Source organism: Bacillus sp. EB106-04-02-XG92, assembly GCF_058791995.1.
The window spans coordinates 221195-237762 of the sequence record NZ_JBYTEA010000003.1; the positions used below are offsets into that span (position 1 = coordinate 221195).

At 35.9% G+C, this 16568-nt stretch carries 17 protein-coding genes; 10 read left to right on the top strand and 7 right to left on the bottom strand.

Annotated features, from left to right (window positions below; genetic code table 11):
• Positions 1-165 precede the first annotated feature (165 nt).
• Positions 166-1812 carry a peptide ABC transporter substrate-binding protein gene (locus tag AC3WVA_RS10030; protein WP_071757022.1) on the top strand — a complete coding sequence of 549 codons (1647 nt, stop codon included), beginning with the start codon at positions 166-168 and terminating at the stop codon, positions 1810-1812.
• A gap of 27 nt (positions 1813-1839) precedes the next feature.
• On the opposite strand, the gene AC3WVA_RS10035 is transcribed toward AC3WVA_RS10030, so the two are convergent.
• A complete protein-coding gene (locus tag AC3WVA_RS10035) occupies positions 1840-2043 on the bottom strand; it encodes a hypothetical protein (RefSeq protein WP_000559976.1) in 204 nt (67 codons plus the stop codon).
• A 594-nt stretch (positions 2044-2637) separates the two neighbouring features.
• On the opposite strand from AC3WVA_RS10035, the gene spx reads away from it, so the two are divergent.
• Positions 2638-3033 (top strand): transcriptional regulator Spx, encoded by a 396-nt coding sequence (spx, locus tag AC3WVA_RS10040; protein ID WP_000258267.1) that lies wholly within the window; start codon positions 2638-2640, stop codon positions 3031-3033.
• Positions 3034-3082: 49 nt separating this feature from the next.
• Here the strand turns inward: spx and AC3WVA_RS10045 are convergent, their stop codons facing one another.
• The gene (locus AC3WVA_RS10045) at positions 3083-3757 is read right to left on the bottom strand and encodes a TerC family protein (RefSeq protein ID WP_098344748.1); all 675 of its coding nucleotides are present in this window, start codon (positions 3755-3757) and stop codon (positions 3083-3085) included.
• A gap of 342 nt (positions 3758-4099) precedes the next feature.
• On the opposite strand from AC3WVA_RS10045, the gene mecA reads away from it, so the two are divergent.
• The 4 genes from mecA to pepF all read left to right on the top strand — a co-directional run bounded on the left by mecA (position 4100) and on the right by pepF (position 9602).
• Entirely contained in the window at positions 4100-4783 is a 684-nt protein-coding gene (mecA, locus tag AC3WVA_RS10050; RefSeq protein WP_000350711.1) for an adaptor protein MecA, read from the top strand.
• Between the two features lie 72 nt (positions 4784-4855).
• Complete coding sequence (locus tag AC3WVA_RS10055; protein ID WP_048526701.1) at positions 4856-6400, top strand: cardiolipin synthase; 1545 nt, start codon at positions 4856-4858, stop codon at positions 6398-6400.
• An 80-nt stretch (positions 6401-6480) separates the two neighbouring features.
• A complete protein-coding gene (locus AC3WVA_RS10060; RefSeq protein ID WP_098344747.1) occupies positions 6481-7725 on the top strand; it encodes a competence protein CoiA in 1245 nt (414 codons plus the stop codon).
• 50 nt (positions 7726-7775) lie between these two features.
• Complete coding sequence (gene pepF / locus AC3WVA_RS10065) at positions 7776-9602, top strand: oligoendopeptidase F (protein ID WP_492321882.1); 1827 nt, start codon at positions 7776-7778, stop codon at positions 9600-9602.
• A 117-nt stretch (positions 9603-9719) separates the two neighbouring features.
• Here pepF and AC3WVA_RS10070 read toward each other — a convergent pair whose 3' ends face one another.
• From AC3WVA_RS10070 to AC3WVA_RS10085, 4 genes are all read right to left on the bottom strand, one after another.
• Entirely contained in the window at positions 9720-9893 is a 174-nt protein-coding gene (locus tag AC3WVA_RS10070) for a hypothetical protein (RefSeq protein WP_002051510.1), read from the bottom strand.
• Positions 9894-10122: 229 nt separating this feature from the next.
• Positions 10123-11016 (bottom strand): ClpXP adapter SpxH family protein, encoded by an 894-nt coding sequence (locus tag AC3WVA_RS10075; protein ID WP_492321883.1) that lies wholly within the window; start codon positions 11014-11016, stop codon positions 10123-10125.
• Entirely contained in the window at positions 11016-11414 is a 399-nt protein-coding gene (locus tag AC3WVA_RS10080) for a globin domain-containing protein (protein WP_000043381.1), read from the bottom strand. Before AC3WVA_RS10080 ends, AC3WVA_RS10075 begins: the two co-directional genes overlap by 1 nt.
• A gap of 180 nt (positions 11415-11594) precedes the next feature.
• Complete coding sequence (locus tag AC3WVA_RS10085; protein ID WP_048526705.1) at positions 11595-12173, bottom strand: CYTH domain-containing protein; 579 nt, start codon at positions 12171-12173, stop codon at positions 11595-11597.
• Between the two features lie 144 nt (positions 12174-12317).
• Between AC3WVA_RS10085 and AC3WVA_RS10090 the strand changes: the two genes are divergently transcribed.
• From AC3WVA_RS10090 to AC3WVA_RS10105, 4 genes are read left to right on the top strand one after another with little or no spacing between them, the layout of a single operon-like run.
• Positions 12318-12689: a UPF0738 family protein gene (locus AC3WVA_RS10090; RefSeq protein ID WP_048526706.1), complete on the top strand. Its 372-nt coding sequence runs from the start codon at positions 12318-12320 to the stop codon at positions 12687-12689.
• A 30-nt stretch (positions 12690-12719) separates the two neighbouring features.
• Positions 12720-13358 (top strand): GTP diphosphokinase, encoded by a 639-nt coding sequence (gene yjbM / locus AC3WVA_RS10095; protein ID WP_001081485.1) that lies wholly within the window; start codon positions 12720-12722, stop codon positions 13356-13358.
• Between the two features lie 18 nt (positions 13359-13376).
• A complete protein-coding gene (locus AC3WVA_RS10100; RefSeq protein ID WP_000673182.1) occupies positions 13377-14174 on the top strand; it encodes an NAD kinase in 798 nt (265 codons plus the stop codon).
• Between the two features lie 15 nt (positions 14175-14189).
• Entirely contained in the window at positions 14190-15083 is an 894-nt protein-coding gene (locus AC3WVA_RS10105; protein WP_098344745.1) for an RluA family pseudouridine synthase, read from the top strand.
• Between the two features lie 48 nt (positions 15084-15131).
• Here AC3WVA_RS10105 and AC3WVA_RS10110 read toward each other — a convergent pair whose 3' ends face one another.
• Positions 15132-16520, bottom strand: coding sequence for a peptidase G2 autoproteolytic cleavage domain-containing protein (locus tag AC3WVA_RS10110; protein WP_098344744.1), 1389 nt, complete (start codon positions 16518-16520; stop codon positions 15132-15134).
• Between the last annotated feature and the right edge of the window lie 48 nt (positions 16521-16568).

Genomic DNA, 16568 nt, shown 5'->3' on the forward strand with positions numbered 1-16568 from the left:
TGAAACGTTTACAAAGGTTTATTTTTTTAATAGAAAATTTTAATGAAATAGAAATATAAATATACAAAAAATATATTTGTGTGTATAATATGAATTGTTAGAACATATATATATTTCTATTTGTTTGAAAATGAAAGGGCTAACATTTTTGTGGAGGGTGGAAGTATGAAAAAAAAGATGCCAGTATTTGTAGTATCAACAGTAGCGATGAGCATGATGTTAGGGGCATGTAGCTATCAAAAAGATGAACCGCAAGCGAACGCAAAAGGGGATAGCGGGAAAAGCGGTGCGAAGCAAGTTATTAATCTAACAGAAGTGTCTGAAATTCCGACAATGGATACAACACTTGCCTCGGATGCTGCTTCTTCAAAAGTTATGAATAATACAATGGAAGGGCTATATCGACTTGGGAAAGGCGATAAGTTAGTTCCAGGTGTAGCGAAATCCCATACGAAATCTGAAGATGGTAAAAAATATACATTTAAATTACGTGAAGACGCTAAATGGTCGAATGGTGATCCTGTAACAGCAAAAGATTTTGTATATGCATGGCAAAGAGCTGTTAACCCTGATACGGCTGCGAAATCAGGATATATTATGCTAGATGTGAAAAATGCAGAGAAAATTAATAAAAGAGAGCTATCACCGGATCAATTAGGTGTAAAAGCGATAGATGACCATACATTTGAAGTTGAATTGGATAATCCAGTTCCATATTTTCTTGATTTAACGGTTTACCCACTATTTTTCCCATTAAATGAGAAGTATATGAAAGAACAGGGAGAAAAATTTGGCTTGGAAGCAAATACAACTTTGTATAACGGTCCATTTGTATTAAATGAATGGAAACATGAACAAAGTTTCCAATTAAAGAAAAATCCAAGCTATTGGGATCAAAAAGAAGTGAAATTAGAAGAAGTTAATTTTAATGTTGTAAAAGATACAGGAGCAGCTGTTAATTTGTATAATACGAATGCGATTGACAGAGTCGGTTTATCAGCAGAATTAGTTGATAAGTATAAAGGGCAAAAAGATTTTAAAACAATTAATGATCCAACTGTATTCTTCTTACGTTTTAATCAAAAAAATCCAGCTTTAGCTAACAAAAATATTCGTAAGGCTATTTCTAGTGCATACGATCGAGATGGTATTGGTGAAGTTATTTTAAACAACGGTTCTAAGGGAGCTTACGGTTTAGTACCATCTGATTTTGTTAAGGGACCAGATAAGCAGGATTTCAGAAAAGAAAATGGAAAACTTTCAAAAGTAGATGTGAAGGAAGCTAAAAAATTCTGGGAAGCAGGAAAGAAAGAATTAGGTAAGGATAAAATAGAACTAGAATTTTTAAACTTTGATAATGAAGAATCTAAGAAAATTGGTGAGTATGTAAAGGGAGAATTAGAAAAGAATTTACCAGGTCTAACAGTAACAATTAAAATGCAACCATTTGCACAAAAATTAAAACTAGAAGATAGTGGACAATTTGATATTTCATTTACTGGATGGGGACCTGATTTCCCTGATGCAATCACATTCCTTGATATGTTTATAACAGATGGTTCACAAAATAAAATGAGTTATTCTAATGCCCAGTATGATGGCCTAATTAAAAAGGCAAAGCAAGAGGGTTCAGATGTAAAAGGACGTTGGAATGACCTGTTAAAAGCGGAAAAAATCTTATTTGAGGATGCAGCAATTGCACCAGTATTCCAACGCGGTAGATCTATATTAGAAAGAGAAACAATTAAAGATGTCTATATCCACAAATATGGCGGCGAATTAAGCTTTAAGTGGGCATCCGTAGAAAAATAAAAAAAGCAGGCTAACCGCCTGCTTTTTTTAATACGTACGTTTCTTATAAATACCTTTCCCGCCGACCTCGTTCCAGCCGGATTGTACATCCAAACTTTTATTAACAAACTTCATCTTTTCTTTTCCGCCAAAGAGTTTTTCACCAATGCTATTTGTAATGACACCAATCAATGCTGTTATTCCGATGATGAGGGCAGCAACAGTGACAAAATCAATAAAAAAAGCAATCATTTGCAAATTCCCCCTTTGCCTGTCTGTATTTTTATTGTATGAGATAAAAGATAAAAAAGAAAGAAATGTCAGAAAAATATTTAGTTTATTTTCCAAATCATATGGACATGAATGAGAATGTTTGTTAAAATAAGAACAAACGTTCTTGTTGGTTCTCACTTGTATAGTCTTACATTTCATAATTGATTTATCAAGAAAAGGTAAGAAAACGTTCTCTTTTTCATAGGAAAGATTATGGGAAAATAACTATAAATCATATGAAAAATCTATGAAAAGCAAGCGTTAATAGGGTTGGGTATTATTGTTAAAGAACAGCTGAAATGAGTGTAGTCATGTTACATAGCAGTGGAATACACGGAAGAGTTTTCTCAATTAGAAGGAAATTTACTGTATATTTCTTGCAAAATCTATTGTATAATGATTATAGAAGTTACTTATTAAAAGTAATTGTTGTTTGCTAAAAGTTGTTGCTTACATGAAATGCGATTTTTTGCACTTTATTATAAGACAAGGTATCGCAAAAAATTGCTGAATTTAGAAATTTAAACTGTAATTAGTACAGAATTTGTACTCTTTAAGGAGAGTGAGCTTTGTATGGTAACATTATATAGTTCTCCAAGCTGTACGTCTTGTAGAAAGGCGAAATTATGGCTAGAGGAAAATCATATTCCTTATACAGAACGTAATATTTTCTCAGATCCATTAACGATTGAGGAAATTAAAGAGATTTTACGTATGACAGAAAGCGGAACGGATGAGATTATTTCTACTCGTTCGAAAGTTTTCCAAGAATTAAATGTAAACTTAGAGTCTTTACCACTTCAAGATTTATATAAGATGATTCGTGACTATCCAGGGATTTTACGTCGTCCAATTATGATTGACGAGAAACGCCTTCAAGTAGGTTACAATGAAGACGAAATCCGCCGTTTCTTACCACGTACAGTAAGAACGTTCCAATTACGTGAAGCACAGCGTCTTGTAAATTAATTATAATAATATGAAAACCTTCTACTTATTATATAGTAGAAGGTTTTTTTTAATGTTTCACATTCCGTAATCGAACTTGTTGAACGATAATACCGATGCATAAAATGGTGAAAATAAATAAGTAAGGAATGCTTGCAGTGAAACTTGGGTTGTTATGAAAAAAAGTTGCAAGTCTGTCTTCATGTGTGACCATTTTTCCTGCTGTATAAGCGAGAATTGCCGCCCCGCAATAAATGAGGAATGGAAAGCGTTCCATAAGTATTAAAATAAGTTTGCTGCCCCAAATAATAATCGGGATAGAAATGAGTAAGCCGATTATTACAAGTAAAAATCTTCCGTGAGCTGCCCCTGCAATGGCAATAACGTTGTCAAATCCCATAACAAGGTCCGCGAATACAATTGTACGCACAGCTTGAAATAAAGTTGTTTTTCCTTGGATAGAAGAAAGATCGTTGCTATTATCAGTTAGTAAATTTACTGCAATTAATGTAAGTAAAATCCCGCCGATCAGTTGCAGAAATGGAATGTCGAGTAAATAGACAGCTAGTATAGTAAGGACAATCCTTAGTACGATTGCTAAAAGAGTACCGATCAAAATGGCTTTATTTCGTTTTGATTCAGGTAAATTTCGGCTAGCAAGTGCGATGACAATTGCGTTGTCACCACCTAATACAACATCGATACCGACAATCATTAGTACAGATGTTAAAAACTCTAAGTCCATTCGTCTGCCTCCATTTATGATGTTTTAATAAGCGAACTATATGTATGTGGTGAAGTGAGAGACTACATCATCTTCTCAAATAAAAGTTTCACTTTAGTACAGTGTACGGGGGAAGGTGGAAATGTATGTCCAAATTTTTTATGAGTGAGAAATCGCCATAATGATATATTTGTGTAGACCATCGAATGAAGATAGGCATATAACTATTTTTGTAAAATAAATCGATTTTATTTCCATTCTGGAGAATCTTATCATAAAATGAGAGTACAAGAATCTATTGATTTGTCATATGAGTGGGGAATCCCTTCATAACAATTCTAAGCAGGAAGGGAGAGTTGTATTTTGGATATTGAAAGAATTAATGACCATACGATGAAATTTTTTATTACGTACATTGATATAGAGGACAGAGGCTTTAATCGTGAGGAGATTTGGTACGACCGCGAAAGAAGCGAAGAGCTCTTTTGGGAAATGATGGACGAAGCTCGTGATCATGACGATTTCTTTATTGATGGACCGTTATGGATTCAAGTGCAAGCAGTCGATAAAGGGATTGAAGTACTTGTAACGAAAGCAGAGCTTTCAAAGGATGGACAAAAGTTAGAACTACCTATAGGTGTAGATAAAATTATAGACATTCCGTTAGATGAAGGCATTGAATCATTATTCCAGCAAGAATTAGTGGAAGAGGTAGAAGAACAAGCAGGCACAAACTTTAACGAAGATGGTACGTTTGGCTTTTTAATTAAGTTTAATGATTTTGAAGATGTTATTTCATTAAGCCACCGTCTTATCTTTGAAGATATAAAAGATGAGCTGTATTCATTTGAGAACCGCTATTATGTATATGTGGAATTCGATGAAGTGCTACATGATGAGGAAGAAATTGATCGTATTTTAAGTATTGTTTTAGAATACGGAGAAGAATCAACTTTAACAATTCATCGTGTAAGTGAGTATGGAAAACAAATTGTGAAAGAGCATGCACTTGAAACAATTCGCAATAATTTTCCTGCTAAAACGTAGGCCGATTTCTGTAGTATGAAATCGGCTTTTTATATGAAGAATAGGAAAGCTTTCTTAGTAAGGAGGTAAGAGATGAAAAATACGTTAAAGTTGATTTTCTTTGTTTTACTATTGTTCGCATTATTTGTTTCGTTACGTATGTTTATTGACGTAGCATTTTATTCGGATGTAATCGGAATAAAAGATGTTTCGATTTTAGGTATTATTAGTATTTTATTTACGGTATCTGCATTTTTAATTGGCTGCGTTATTTTCCTAGAGAACCGTCATCCGTCTAAAACACTTACATGGCTCATTGTGTTAGGGATTTTTCCGGTGTTTGGATTCTTCGCTTATTTATTATTCGGACAGAACTTTCGGAGGAAGAGAATGTTCCAAAAGAAGGCGTTGCTCGATGAACAAGCATTTTTACAATATAAGGGGCATGAAGATTACGAGGAACGGATTTTGCGCAATCATAAGCATCAAGAGCTGTTATTTCGTTTAGCGGATCGTTTAGGCGCTTTAAATATTTCATTTCAAACTGAAACGAGAACATTAACAAATGGAGATGAAACGTTTCAGGCTATTTTAGATGGATTAAAACGAGCGAAACATCACATTCATATGGAATATTACATTGTACGTGATGATAAGCTTGGAACCGAAATTAAAGATATTTTAATACAAAAATCAAAAGAAGGCGTAGTCGTTCGGTTTTTATATGATGCGGTTGGAAGTTTTAGATTATCGAATTCGTATATTGAAGAATTAAACGATGCAGGTGTCGAAATGATTCCGTTCTTTCCTGTGCGCTTTCCGATTTTAAACGATAAGATTAATTACCGAAATCACCGAAAAATCGTAATTATCGATGGAAATGAAGGATTTGTAGGTGGATTAAATATTGGTGATGAATATTTAGGAAAGGATAAGTATTTCGGTTTTTGGCGAGACACGCATTTATATTTGCGTGGTGAAGCTGTTCAAAGCTTGCAACTTATTTTCCTTCAAGATTGGTTTTATATGACTGGTGAGGCTGTGCTCGCCCCTGAATATTTACAAGCGAAAGCAGTTGAGGGAGATCATTGGGGAGGCGTGCAGCTCGTTGCAGGTGGACCGGATAATAAATGGGAAACAATTAAACATTTATACTTTGCTATGATCGCTTCTGCGCGGAAATCCATTTGGATTGCGACGCCGTATTTCATTCCTGATGATGATATTTTATCCGCATTAAAGGTAGCTGCTCTTGCTGGTATTGATGTTCGTTTATTAATGCCGAGTAAGCCTGATAAGCGCACTGTCTTTTACGCATCGAGATCGTACTTCCCAGAGCTTTTAGATGCAGGGGTAAAGATATATGAATATGAAAAAGGTTTTCTTCATAGTAAAGTTGTTATTGTTGATTCTGATTTAGCTTCAATTGGGACAGCTAATATGGATATGAGAAGTTTTCATTTGAACTTTGAAGTAAATGCTTTTTTATATGATACAGATAGCATTCGAAAACTTGTTCAAGATTTTAAAGAGGATATAGAAGAATCCAGTGAAATCCATGTTGATCGTTTTCATAAAAGGCGTCTTCATAGACGAATTGTTGAATCAACGTATCGATTATTATCGCCTTTATTATAAAAAGAGATGTCCGAAATTGGGACATCTCTTTTTTAAAAGGAATTTGTAATAAATTGTAGAATATAAGGAGCTGAAAGGGTGTGATTACGATGTTTATCGCCAAAAGAGAAAACGGAGAAAAAATTCATCTACTCTATCATCATGATGAAGAGCTTTTACACCGTATGCGTAAAAGGGAAAGTTTCTTTTGTGTAGCTTGCGGGAAGGAAGTGCAAATGAAATTAGGGAAGCAAAAAAGCTGGCATTTTGCTCATAAAAAAATGGATGCGTGCCTTGCCTTTTATGAAGCAGAATCTATGTATCATAGGCACGGTAAAGAATTACTATATAGATGGTTCAAACATCAAAATTTTCATGTAGATATAGAGCATTATTTGCCAGAGATTCAGCAACGACCAGATATTTTCATAGAGAGAGCAGGGAGAAAAATTGCGATTGAATACCAATGCGCAAATCTCTCTATAGAACAGCTGTACAAACGAACCTATTCGTATTGGCGAGCTGGTATACAGGTCATTTGGATCATTGGTGGAAATCAATTGAAAAAGCACTCTGCATATTGGATGAAATTCTCCTCTCTTATGGCTTTCTCCTTACAATCTTATCCTCAGCCACTTCTTATTTTCTTCTGTTCGAAACAAAAATCATTTATGAGGTGCGCGTTTCTCACTTTGTTTTCTACAAGCATCTCTTTCTCACATATTATATATTTACCAACTGAAACGACTACTTTTGAAATGCTCTTTTCTCCTGTTCCATTCAAAAAAGAAATATTAGACCGAGAATGGAAGCAGCGAAAGGACTATTTTCGAAAAAATGCGTTGCCTATTTGGAATTATAATCATAAGTCACTATTACGCCTCTTGTATCAATGTAAATGTACCCCAGCAAATTTCCCTTCTGAAATTGGTGTGCCGCTCCCGTCCTCATTCGCTTTTCAAACAAATCCATTTATATGGCAAGCTTTTCTATATATGAAGTGTATAGGTAAGCTTGCAGTAGGGGAGTGTATTTCCCTCGAGTATGCGTGTAGCTATGTGAAAAAGTATACGAAAAGGCGGATGCTCCCGTACTTTTCACCACATATATGGAAAGTAGCAGTTACTGAGTATATGACATTTTTATGTTATGCAGGCGTATTACGTAAAGTAGGGACTTATAAGTACCGGAAAATAAGGGGGATAGCTATGTTAAAAACTGAAGAGGAAGTTATAAAATATGATGCAATTTGCTTAGCGTATGCCTTATCTTTATTTGAGGCAAAGTACAACATGAGAGAAGGAAAAGGGGATATAATAAAGACTGATCGTGAAGGAATTACATAAGAAAAATCGAATTGTATGTAAGTAGAGATATTTAAAGGAGGGCTTAAAGGATGTCTGAACAAAACACAGCAAAAACATTACCGGATCGCAACGAGATTGAAGAATCAAGTACGTGGCGATTAGAAGATATTTTCCAAACAGATGCAGAATGGGAAAAAGAATTCCAAGCTATTAAAGAGCTATTACCGAAGTTAACTGAATTTAAAGGGAAACTTGGTGACTCTGCGAACAATTTACTTGAAGCATTGCAATATGAAGATGAAATTTCAATGCGATTAGGTAAGTTATATACATATGCACATATGCGTTACGATCAAGATACAACAAACTCTGTGTATCAAGCATTAAATGACCGCGCAACAAATTTATATTCACAAGTATCTAGTAGCACAGCATATATTGTGCCTGAAATTTTATCAATTTCAGAAGATACACTGCAAACATTCTTGAAAGAAAATAGAGACTTAAGTGTATATGAGCATGCGTTAGAAGAAATTACGCGTCAACGCCCTCACGTATTATCTGAAGCGGAAGAAGCTTTATTAGCAGAAGCATCTGAAGTAATGAGTGCGTCAAGTAATACATTTGGTATGTTGAATAATGCGGATTTGAAATTCCCATCTATTAAAGGCGAGGATGGAGAAGAAATAGAAATTACACATGGTCGTTACATTCAGTTTTTAGAAAGTGATGATCGTCGTGTACGCGAAGATGCGTTCAAAGCTGTATATGAAACGTACGGAAAATATAAGAACACATTTGCAAGTACGTTAAGCGGAGCTGTGAAACGTAATAATTTCAATGCCCGAGTTCGCAAATACGATTCTGCACGTCAAGCTGCATTAAGTAATAATAATATTCCTGAAGCGGTGTATGATCAACTTGTTGAATCTGTAAATGATAATTTACACTTGCTACATCGTTACATTGATATTCGTAAGCGTGCACTAGGGCTTGATGAGCTTCATATGTATGATTTATATACACCACTTGTACCAGAAGTGAAAATGAACGTGAAGTATGAAGAAGCACAAGACATGTTATTAAAGTCTTTAAATGTGCTTGGTGATGAGTATGTTGATATTTTAAAAGAAGCATATGAAAATCGCTGGGTAGATGTGTATGAGAATAAAGGAAAACGAAGCGGAGCATATTCATCTGGTGCATATGGAACAAATCCGTATATTTTAATGAACTGGCATGATAATGTAAATAATTTATTTACACTTGCTCATGAGTTTGGTCATTCGGTGCATAGTTACTACACAAGAAAAACGCAACCGCACGTATACGGTGACTATTCAATCTTCGTTGCGGAAGTAGCATCAACTTGTAATGAAGCGCTTCTAAACGATTATTTATTAAAAACGACAGAAGATAAGAAAGAGCGTCTATACTTATTAAATCATTATTTAGAAGGATTCCGTGGTACTGTATTCCGTCAAACGATGTTTGCAGAGTTTGAGCATATTATTCATAAGAAAGTACAAGAGGGACATGCGGTTACGCCAAACATGTTAACAGAGATTTACTATGATTTAAATAAGAAATATTTCGGTGATGCTTTAGTAATCGATGAAGAAATTGGTTTAGAGTGGTCTCGTATTCCACACTTCTACTACAACTATTACGTATACCAATACGCAACAGGCTTTAGTGCAGCGACGGCTCTATCTAAACAAATTTTAGAAGAAGGGCAACCAGCAGTAGAACGTTACATTAATGAGTTCTTAAAAGCAGGAAGCTCAGATTACCCAATTGAAGTGCTGAAAAAAGCTGGGGTAGATATGGCATCTCCAGAACCAGTAAAAGAAGCATTGCAAGTATTTGAAGAGAAATTAAATGAATTAGAAGCATTATTATTTGAAGAGAAGTAATAGAAAAGACGAGGAATTTGCCTCGTCTTTTTCTTGGTATTATTTTGTCGATATTTGTCGAAAAAATAAAGCGAATGGTCTTCTTTTTTCTAAATTAGAAGGCAGTTTTACAGTTCATTAAAACCCTTTAAATCGTTTTTTATGGTTGAAATAAGAGAGAGCGATGACAATGACTCCAAATAAAAGAGGGAAGGCAATAATTTTAGGAAAAGCTTGTAGTAGAGAGAGGATGTACAAGAAAAAAGAAACGATGACAGCTAGAATGATAAGTAAAATATACGTTTTTTTCATACAAAACACCTCCAAAATAGCTTTTTTATAGCTTATTCAAAAATGAAAACGTTTAGAATGTGACAAAAGTGTGAAATTCGACAAAAGGGGTTGTCATCTGACGTCGAATCTTGTAATATAATAAGCGTGAACGAATTCACATACAAACATATACCCCTTTGTTTGAACGTGAAAATTTCTCCCATCCCCTTTAATATTTTTATAAGCCGTAAAGAAGAAGACCTGGTGTTTACACCAGGTCTTTTTCTTTTGCTATCCATTTCCAATAACGCTCACATTTTACGTCAATCATTTGTACTTTTCGTTTCAGTTGTAATTTTTTTAGTTCACGCTCAATTTCTTGCTGCGAGCAGCCATATATAAATGCTACTTCTTTTGAAGATATAAATTGCGTTGCTTTTAGTAATACCTCTAAAGGTGGTAATGGTTCTGGCTCAATTTCACATTTTACAAGTTCTTTTAATAATTGTACGTATACGTCATAGGAATACGTTCCAGCGATTTTAATACCTTCTTCATCTGAATTCGCATGAAAAAATACGAGAGAAGGTATTTCTGTAATATGCATCTCATTTGTGAATTTCAAGTCACATTGGAAAGCCTTTTTTGCGCTAGCTGAATATAGGTCTTTTTTAAATTCTTCTACATCAATATCGCTATCTTTTGCGCATGCAAGTAATAATTCGCAGTTAGGATTTGATACATTTTCAAGGAAAATGTATTCTTGGAGTTTTCGCAAAAACTTCGAACCTGCTTTTCGGCCTTGCAACTCCGCAGCCTTAATTGCCATCGAAACTAAATATGGTGTTGACGATGCCTCTTGCATATGTACCTTTCCATCACATGAAAAACCTTGTAAACTTGTTGTCTTTTCCCACACAAATCGAATATTAGCAGGTTTATTCCATTTGTGTGAGGAAGCGTTCGTTCCGTCCACTTTTCCTGTTACGATATGACGAATCGAGAAGTATTTCCCATATTCAAGCCATAGCTTAATAATAAAAGGTTCAATTTCCCAGCAATCTTTACAAAGTGGATCAATAAATAAATATGCTTCTACAGACTTATGTTCACATGAGGAAGGAGATGGCATATTGATATGCTTTGCTTCCTGTTTATCCATTATATTTCACCTGTTTCGTTTGGAGTATTAACCATATGCTGAGCAGTTAATGCTAAACGTTCAAAAACGAACTCTCTTATATGACCGTGCACTCCTGTGTCATCCATTGCTTGTTCCATACATGATAGCCAAGCCTCTGCTCGTTTTGGCGTAATCTCAAACGGGAGATGGCGTGCTCTTAACATAGGATGACCATGTTCTTCAGTGTACAAATTAGGACCACCTAAATATTGTGTTAAAAATTGTTTCTGCTTCCTAGCGGTTTCTGTTAAATCATCCGGGAAGATGGGAGATAGGTCAGGGTGCTTACTGACATAGGAATAAAATGTATCTACTAATATTGCAATGCATTGTTCACCGCCAATTGCTTCAAATGGTGTCATCGGTTGCTTGCTCATCCTTTATAAACTCCTTTTTCCATGAAATGTATATCTATTGTAGCAATGGAATGTTAGGGAGGGCAAATAAATAGCCTTCATAACGCTCTTTGCTTATTCTACAGATGTAAAAAAATCTTTTCCTTTTCAAAAGTGAGATGTATCCACTAGTAGAATGTATTCACTAGTGGAATTTTCACTTTAGCGTGCTTTGTTTTGTTTGGCAAGGAAAAAGCGTTTTACTTTATTATTTGTATGACGGATTGGTATGTCGTATTGCTTTAATAAATGCATAAATGCGGCTTTGCCTGTTTCTTCATCTTGCACTTCAAATTCAATTTCATAATCATCGTGATTGTAATAGAAACTATGGTCAAAGACAAGCGTTCCGCCTTCAAATAACGTTTCGGCTCTTTCAGTTGTTAAACTACCCATATAAGTTAAAGCAGAAACAGGAATTTGTAATTTGTGTAGTTGATCCATTACAGCCCCTTGAATGATTACGTTTGTTTCCATCATCATGTTTGCTTCTTCTGCTGTTACGACTTGATGTGTTTCTAACAAGCCGACTTCTGCAGGTTGTTTCAATGTTAATGTATAAGTTTCTCCTTTATGACGAATACGAAGTGCAGAGCCAGCTTCTTTTAACGAGAAGTTCGGTGTTTCAAAGTAATGATTCACCTGTTTCGTAAATACTTCAATAGAGAATGATTTACATAATGTACCGAATTCTTCTTCTGTAACAATATTTTTAAATTCAATTTCAATTTCTTGTGTCATTGTATGCGCTCCTTTTGAAAAATAATTCTTTACACATTATCGCTTTTTCACAAATTTGGTTCAATGTTTTATTTGTTTGCGTCCATGTTATGATACAATAATACTGTTAAGTACGACAGGAAGTTGAGATGGAGGAGTTAGAGCATGCAAAATAAAATCCAAGTTAAGAGCGTAGAAAAGAGAGAGAATGCTCTTATTTTTTGTGCGGAAAATAGTGAAATAGAGGTAAAGGAGTTAAGTGCACGTAATCACGTACTTGTAGACTCAGACAATTTATCATTTTTATATATCTTAGAAAACGAATCATCTTTCATTTATGTAAGTATTCCGCACACATGCTGGGAAGCAATGCATGAAGCGATGAATAACGATGCGGTTATGTTCGTTCGCGTAAATGACATTGAAATAGAATTAGAAGGATTAAAAGAAGAAGTAGAGTATTTAGTTGAAAATATTGAAGGTAATGCAAATTACGGAGAAGAACTAGTAACTGCTGTAGAAAAAGTATTTCTATAAGCAAATGGATTGATTTTGGTGGTGGTTGAAATGAATCGAAATTGGGAAGAATTTTTAGCACCTTACCACCAAGCGGTGGCAGAGCTGAAAGTGAAACTAAAAGGAATGCGTACTCAATTTGCAATGTTAACAGAGCATTCTCCAATTGAGTTTGTAACAGGAAGGGTAAAGTCGGTTCCAAGTATTATTGATAAAGCGGAGAAAAGAAATGTACCGCTAGACCGGCTAAGAGAAGATATGCAAGATATCGCGGGCCTTCGTATGATGTGTCAATTTGTTGATGAGATTAAGCCTGTTGTAGAATATCTTCGAAAACGAAATGACTTTGAAATTGTGGAAGAACGTGATTATGTCACGCAGAAGAAAGATAGCGGTTATCGTTCTTATCACGTTGTCATTAGTTACCCAGTTCAAACGATTCAGGGTGAAAAAAAAGTATTGGTAGAAATCCAAATACGCACGCTAGCAATGAACTTTTGGGCAACAATTGAGCATTCTTTAAATTATAAATATAGTGGACGTTTTCCTGAAGATATTAAAATACGCTTGCAACGTGCAGCGGAAGCAGCATTTTTATTAGATGAAGAAATGTCTTCTATCCGTCTTGAAATTCAAGAAGCGCAGAAAGCTTTTTCAAGAAAGCAAGAAACGAAAGATTCCGAATCATAAACTAAAGGGTGTTGGGCGATGAAATTTACAATTATGTCAAAGGGAGATCAATCATCAGATGCACTGGCAAGCACGATGAAAGAATACTTGCTAGATTTCGGATTTATAATGGATGAAAAGGAACCCGATATTGTAATTTCTGTTGGGGGAGATGGAACGCTTTTATATGCATTTCATCGTTATTATGATCGATTGGCTGAAACGGCATTTGTTGGTGTACATACAGGGCATTTAGGTTTCTATGCAGATTGGTTACCGACAGAAGTAGAGAAATTAGTAATTGCAATTGCTAAAACACCATTCCAAGTGGTGGAATATCCGCTTTTAGAAGTGATTATTCGCTATGTGAATGGGAGTAAAGAGTCGCAGTATTTAGCGATGAATGAAGCGACTGTGAAAAGTGCAGAAGGTACATTAGTAACAGAAGTGGAAATACGCGGAGAGTACTTTGAAACGTTCCGTGGTGATGGCCTTTGTATTTCTACTCCTTCGGGAAGTACTGCGTATAATAAGGCGCTTGGTGGAGCAATTATTCACCCTTCTATTGAAGCGATTCAAATTGCAGAAATGGCATCTATTAATAACCGTGTGTTTCGTACGGTAGGTTCGCCGCTCGTACTGCCGAAACATCATACATGTGTGTTGAAGCCAGCTGCAGGAATGAACTTACAAATTACGGTGGACCATTTAACAATGGTTCATCAAGATGTGAAATCAATTCAGTATCGCGTTGCAAATGAAAAAGTACGATTTGTTCGTTTCCGTCCATTCCCGTTCTGGAAACGGGTTCGTGACTCGTTTGTTGCAGATAAATAGAAAGGGTTTATATATTTGAACAGATTTACATTGAAATGGGATATAGAATCGGCCGAAGAGGGAACTTTAGTTAGAGAATTTTTAAAAACGAAAGGGATTTCTAAAGCCGCATTAACGGATATAAAGTTTCACGGCGGAGCTATTGAAGTAAATGGTCAGCATGCGAGCGTTCGTCATCAGTTGCAAGCTGGTGAGGAAATACGTGTCTTTTTTCCAGTGGAGGAAAGAAGTGAAGGGATGATTGCAGAAGATATCCCTTTATGCATTGTATATGAAGATGATGCGGTTCTTGTCATAAACAAAGAGGCGAACATGTCAACGATTCCGTCTAGAGAACATCCGGCAGGAAGTGTTGCGAATGCGCTTTTATCTCATTATGATAAGCAGCATCTTGCAAGTACGGTGCACATCGTAACAAGGTTAGATCGTGATACTTCAGGGCTTATGCTTATTGCAAAAAATCGTTTCGTACATCATCTTTTATCGAAACAGCATCAACAAAAAGCTGTGAAAAGAACGTATGAAGCGCTCGTTCATGGTGAGATGATAGAACGAGAAGGAACGATTGACGCACCGATTGGACGAAAATCGGATAGCATTATTGAGCGAACCGTTTGTGAGGAGGGGCAAAGAGCAATTACTCATTTTAGAGTGATTGCTAGCGCCAACCATAAGACGCATGTATCGCTTGAGCTTGATACAGGAAGAACGCACCAAATTCGTGTACATATGGCGCATATAGGACATCCGTTACTTGGCGATACTTTATATGGTGGAAAAAGGGATGAAGTGAAACGACAAGCGCTTCACAGTACAACCTTGACGTTTTATCATCCTATTTTAGAGAAAGAAATGTCTTTCACTACAACGATTCCAAGCGATATGCAAGCAGTATTAACACATATTTAAAAAGGGAACAAAATTCTTATGTAGCGAAGAATTTTGTTCCCTTTTTTCTTAGCGGAATAATATTAAAACTTGGTTTTCATCCGTGCGCTTTATAACGAAAAAGCCACTTTCGGATTTTGTAGCAATGCCATCGTTATTTGGACGACAATATCCATGCGTTTTGCAAGTGCCGTCATCACGTACTAACATTTGTCCAATTAATCCGACAGGAAGCCACTCGGTACGATCTTTTCTTGCTATATATTTGCAAGTTGGATCCCAGTCTGTATTTAAAAGAGGTTGTATGTCTTGTGATTCCGTACGTACATATTGACGTTTTCCAAAGTTATCTGTTTGGTAGCGTTTTTGCCAACTTAAAGCACCGCTATTTCCTATAAGAGCGGGGGTTGCACTAGATATACCTAAGATGAATGAATCGTTTGAAGTAGCGATTCGAATTTTTTCTTCGTTACTAAATGTAACGAAATAACCTACATCAATAAGAGTATTGTCTGCTGTTTCAAACATTTGTGCAAAATCAGTTCCGCTTGCATTGTAAGAAGCGCCATCAATGTACATTTCTCCATTATGAGCAAGCCACTTTGCACCGATATTATGATCGGTTTCATTTGTACCGTTTGCAATAAACCAAGAATAAGATTCTTCTGCTGTGCCGAATCGTCCCATAATATGGCTACCTGCAAAATGAGCTGTTGATGTATGATTACCTTCCGCATGAGAAGAGAATCCGTTAGCGATAGTCGCGGTTCCTTCTGCATGTGCTGCTTCGCCTAAAGCGATTGTATGTTTACCTTCCGCATGAGAATAAGAGCCGCCTGCTGTCGTTTCACTTCCTTCACTATGGGAACTATGTCCAGTTGCTTTCGTTTTCGATCCTTCTGCATGAGAGAAAGAAGCTTTTGCGTGAGTAAGAAGCCCTTCTGCATGTGAAGCTGTACCCTCTGCTTGAGAGTGAAGCCCCTCTGCATAGGCATACCGCCCCTCTTTTTTTACTTTTGTATTTTCAGGTGTAGGGGTTTGAATTATGATAGTCTTTTCTGTTTGTATAGTATTGGATGGTGCTAATGCTTCTTTTATTTTTTTCACTTGATGTATAATAGCAGCTGGAATTTCTGCTTCCGCTTTTGTATTTATTGCTACAGGGATGTTTTCTTCTGTATGTTTCTCTATTTGCTCAGAAGGCACCATCTGTTCAGTGTGAGTAGAGAGAGGTTTATTTTTTTGCTGCATCTTTGTTTTTCTATTATCAATAATGCGGCTCATTACAGCATTTTGTAAAGAGACATATTTTGGTCTATCTTTGTTTTTGGTGGAAGCCTCTTGTCCTTCCAGTTCTTCTAAAGCTGCAGCCCGAATGCTGCACCAGTTGTTAATTCCGTACATGGGTAGATAAAAAGGCGGGCATTTTCTTTTTTGTTTAGAAGATTTTTTCTTCATTCTGTCACCTCCTGCGACAGTATATGCGGTGTAATGAAAAAAAGATGC

What these genes read in the sequence shown, in the direction of transcription:
- AC3WVA_RS10030 (WP_071757022.1), top strand. Translation starts at nt 166, where the DNA reads ATGAAAAAAAAGATGCCAGTATTTGTAGTATCAACAGTAGCGATGAGC.
- AC3WVA_RS10035 (WP_000559976.1), bottom strand. Translation starts at nt 2,043, where the DNA reads ATGATTGCTTTTTTTATTGATTTTGTCACTGTTGCTGCCCTCATCATC.
- spx (WP_000258267.1), top strand. Translation starts at nt 2,638, where the DNA reads ATGGTAACATTATATAGTTCTCCAAGCTGTACGTCTTGTAGAAAGGCG.
- AC3WVA_RS10045 (WP_098344748.1), bottom strand. Translation starts at nt 3,757, where the DNA reads ATGGACTTAGAGTTTTTAACATCTGTACTAATGATTGTCGGTATCGAT.
- AC3WVA_RS10055 (WP_048526701.1), top strand. Translation starts at nt 4,856, where the DNA reads ATGAAAAATACGTTAAAGTTGATTTTCTTTGTTTTACTATTGTTCGCA.
- pepF (WP_492321882.1), top strand. Translation starts at nt 7,776, where the DNA reads ATGTCTGAACAAAACACAGCAAAAACATTACCGGATCGCAACGAGATT.
- AC3WVA_RS10070 (WP_002051510.1), bottom strand. Translation starts at nt 9,893, where the DNA reads ATGAAAAAAACGTATATTTTACTTATCATTCTAGCTGTCATCGTTTCT.
- AC3WVA_RS10075 (WP_492321883.1), bottom strand. Translation starts at nt 11,016, where the DNA reads ATGGATAAACAGGAAGCAAAGCATATCAATATGCCATCTCCTTCCTCA.
- AC3WVA_RS10080 (WP_000043381.1), bottom strand. Translation starts at nt 11,414, where the DNA reads ATGAGCAAGCAACCGATGACACCATTTGAAGCAATTGGCGGTGAACAA.
- AC3WVA_RS10085 (WP_048526705.1), bottom strand. Translation starts at nt 12,173, where the DNA reads ATGACACAAGAAATTGAAATTGAATTTAAAAATATTGTTACAGAAGAA.
- AC3WVA_RS10090 (WP_048526706.1), top strand. Translation starts at nt 12,318, where the DNA reads ATGCAAAATAAAATCCAAGTTAAGAGCGTAGAAAAGAGAGAGAATGCT.
- yjbM (WP_001081485.1), top strand. Translation starts at nt 12,720, where the DNA reads ATGAATCGAAATTGGGAAGAATTTTTAGCACCTTACCACCAAGCGGTG.
- AC3WVA_RS10100 (WP_000673182.1), top strand. Translation starts at nt 13,377, where the DNA reads ATGAAATTTACAATTATGTCAAAGGGAGATCAATCATCAGATGCACTG.
- AC3WVA_RS10110 (WP_098344744.1), bottom strand. Translation starts at nt 16,520, where the DNA reads ATGAAGAAAAAATCTTCTAAACAAAAAAGAAAATGCCCGCCTTTTTAT.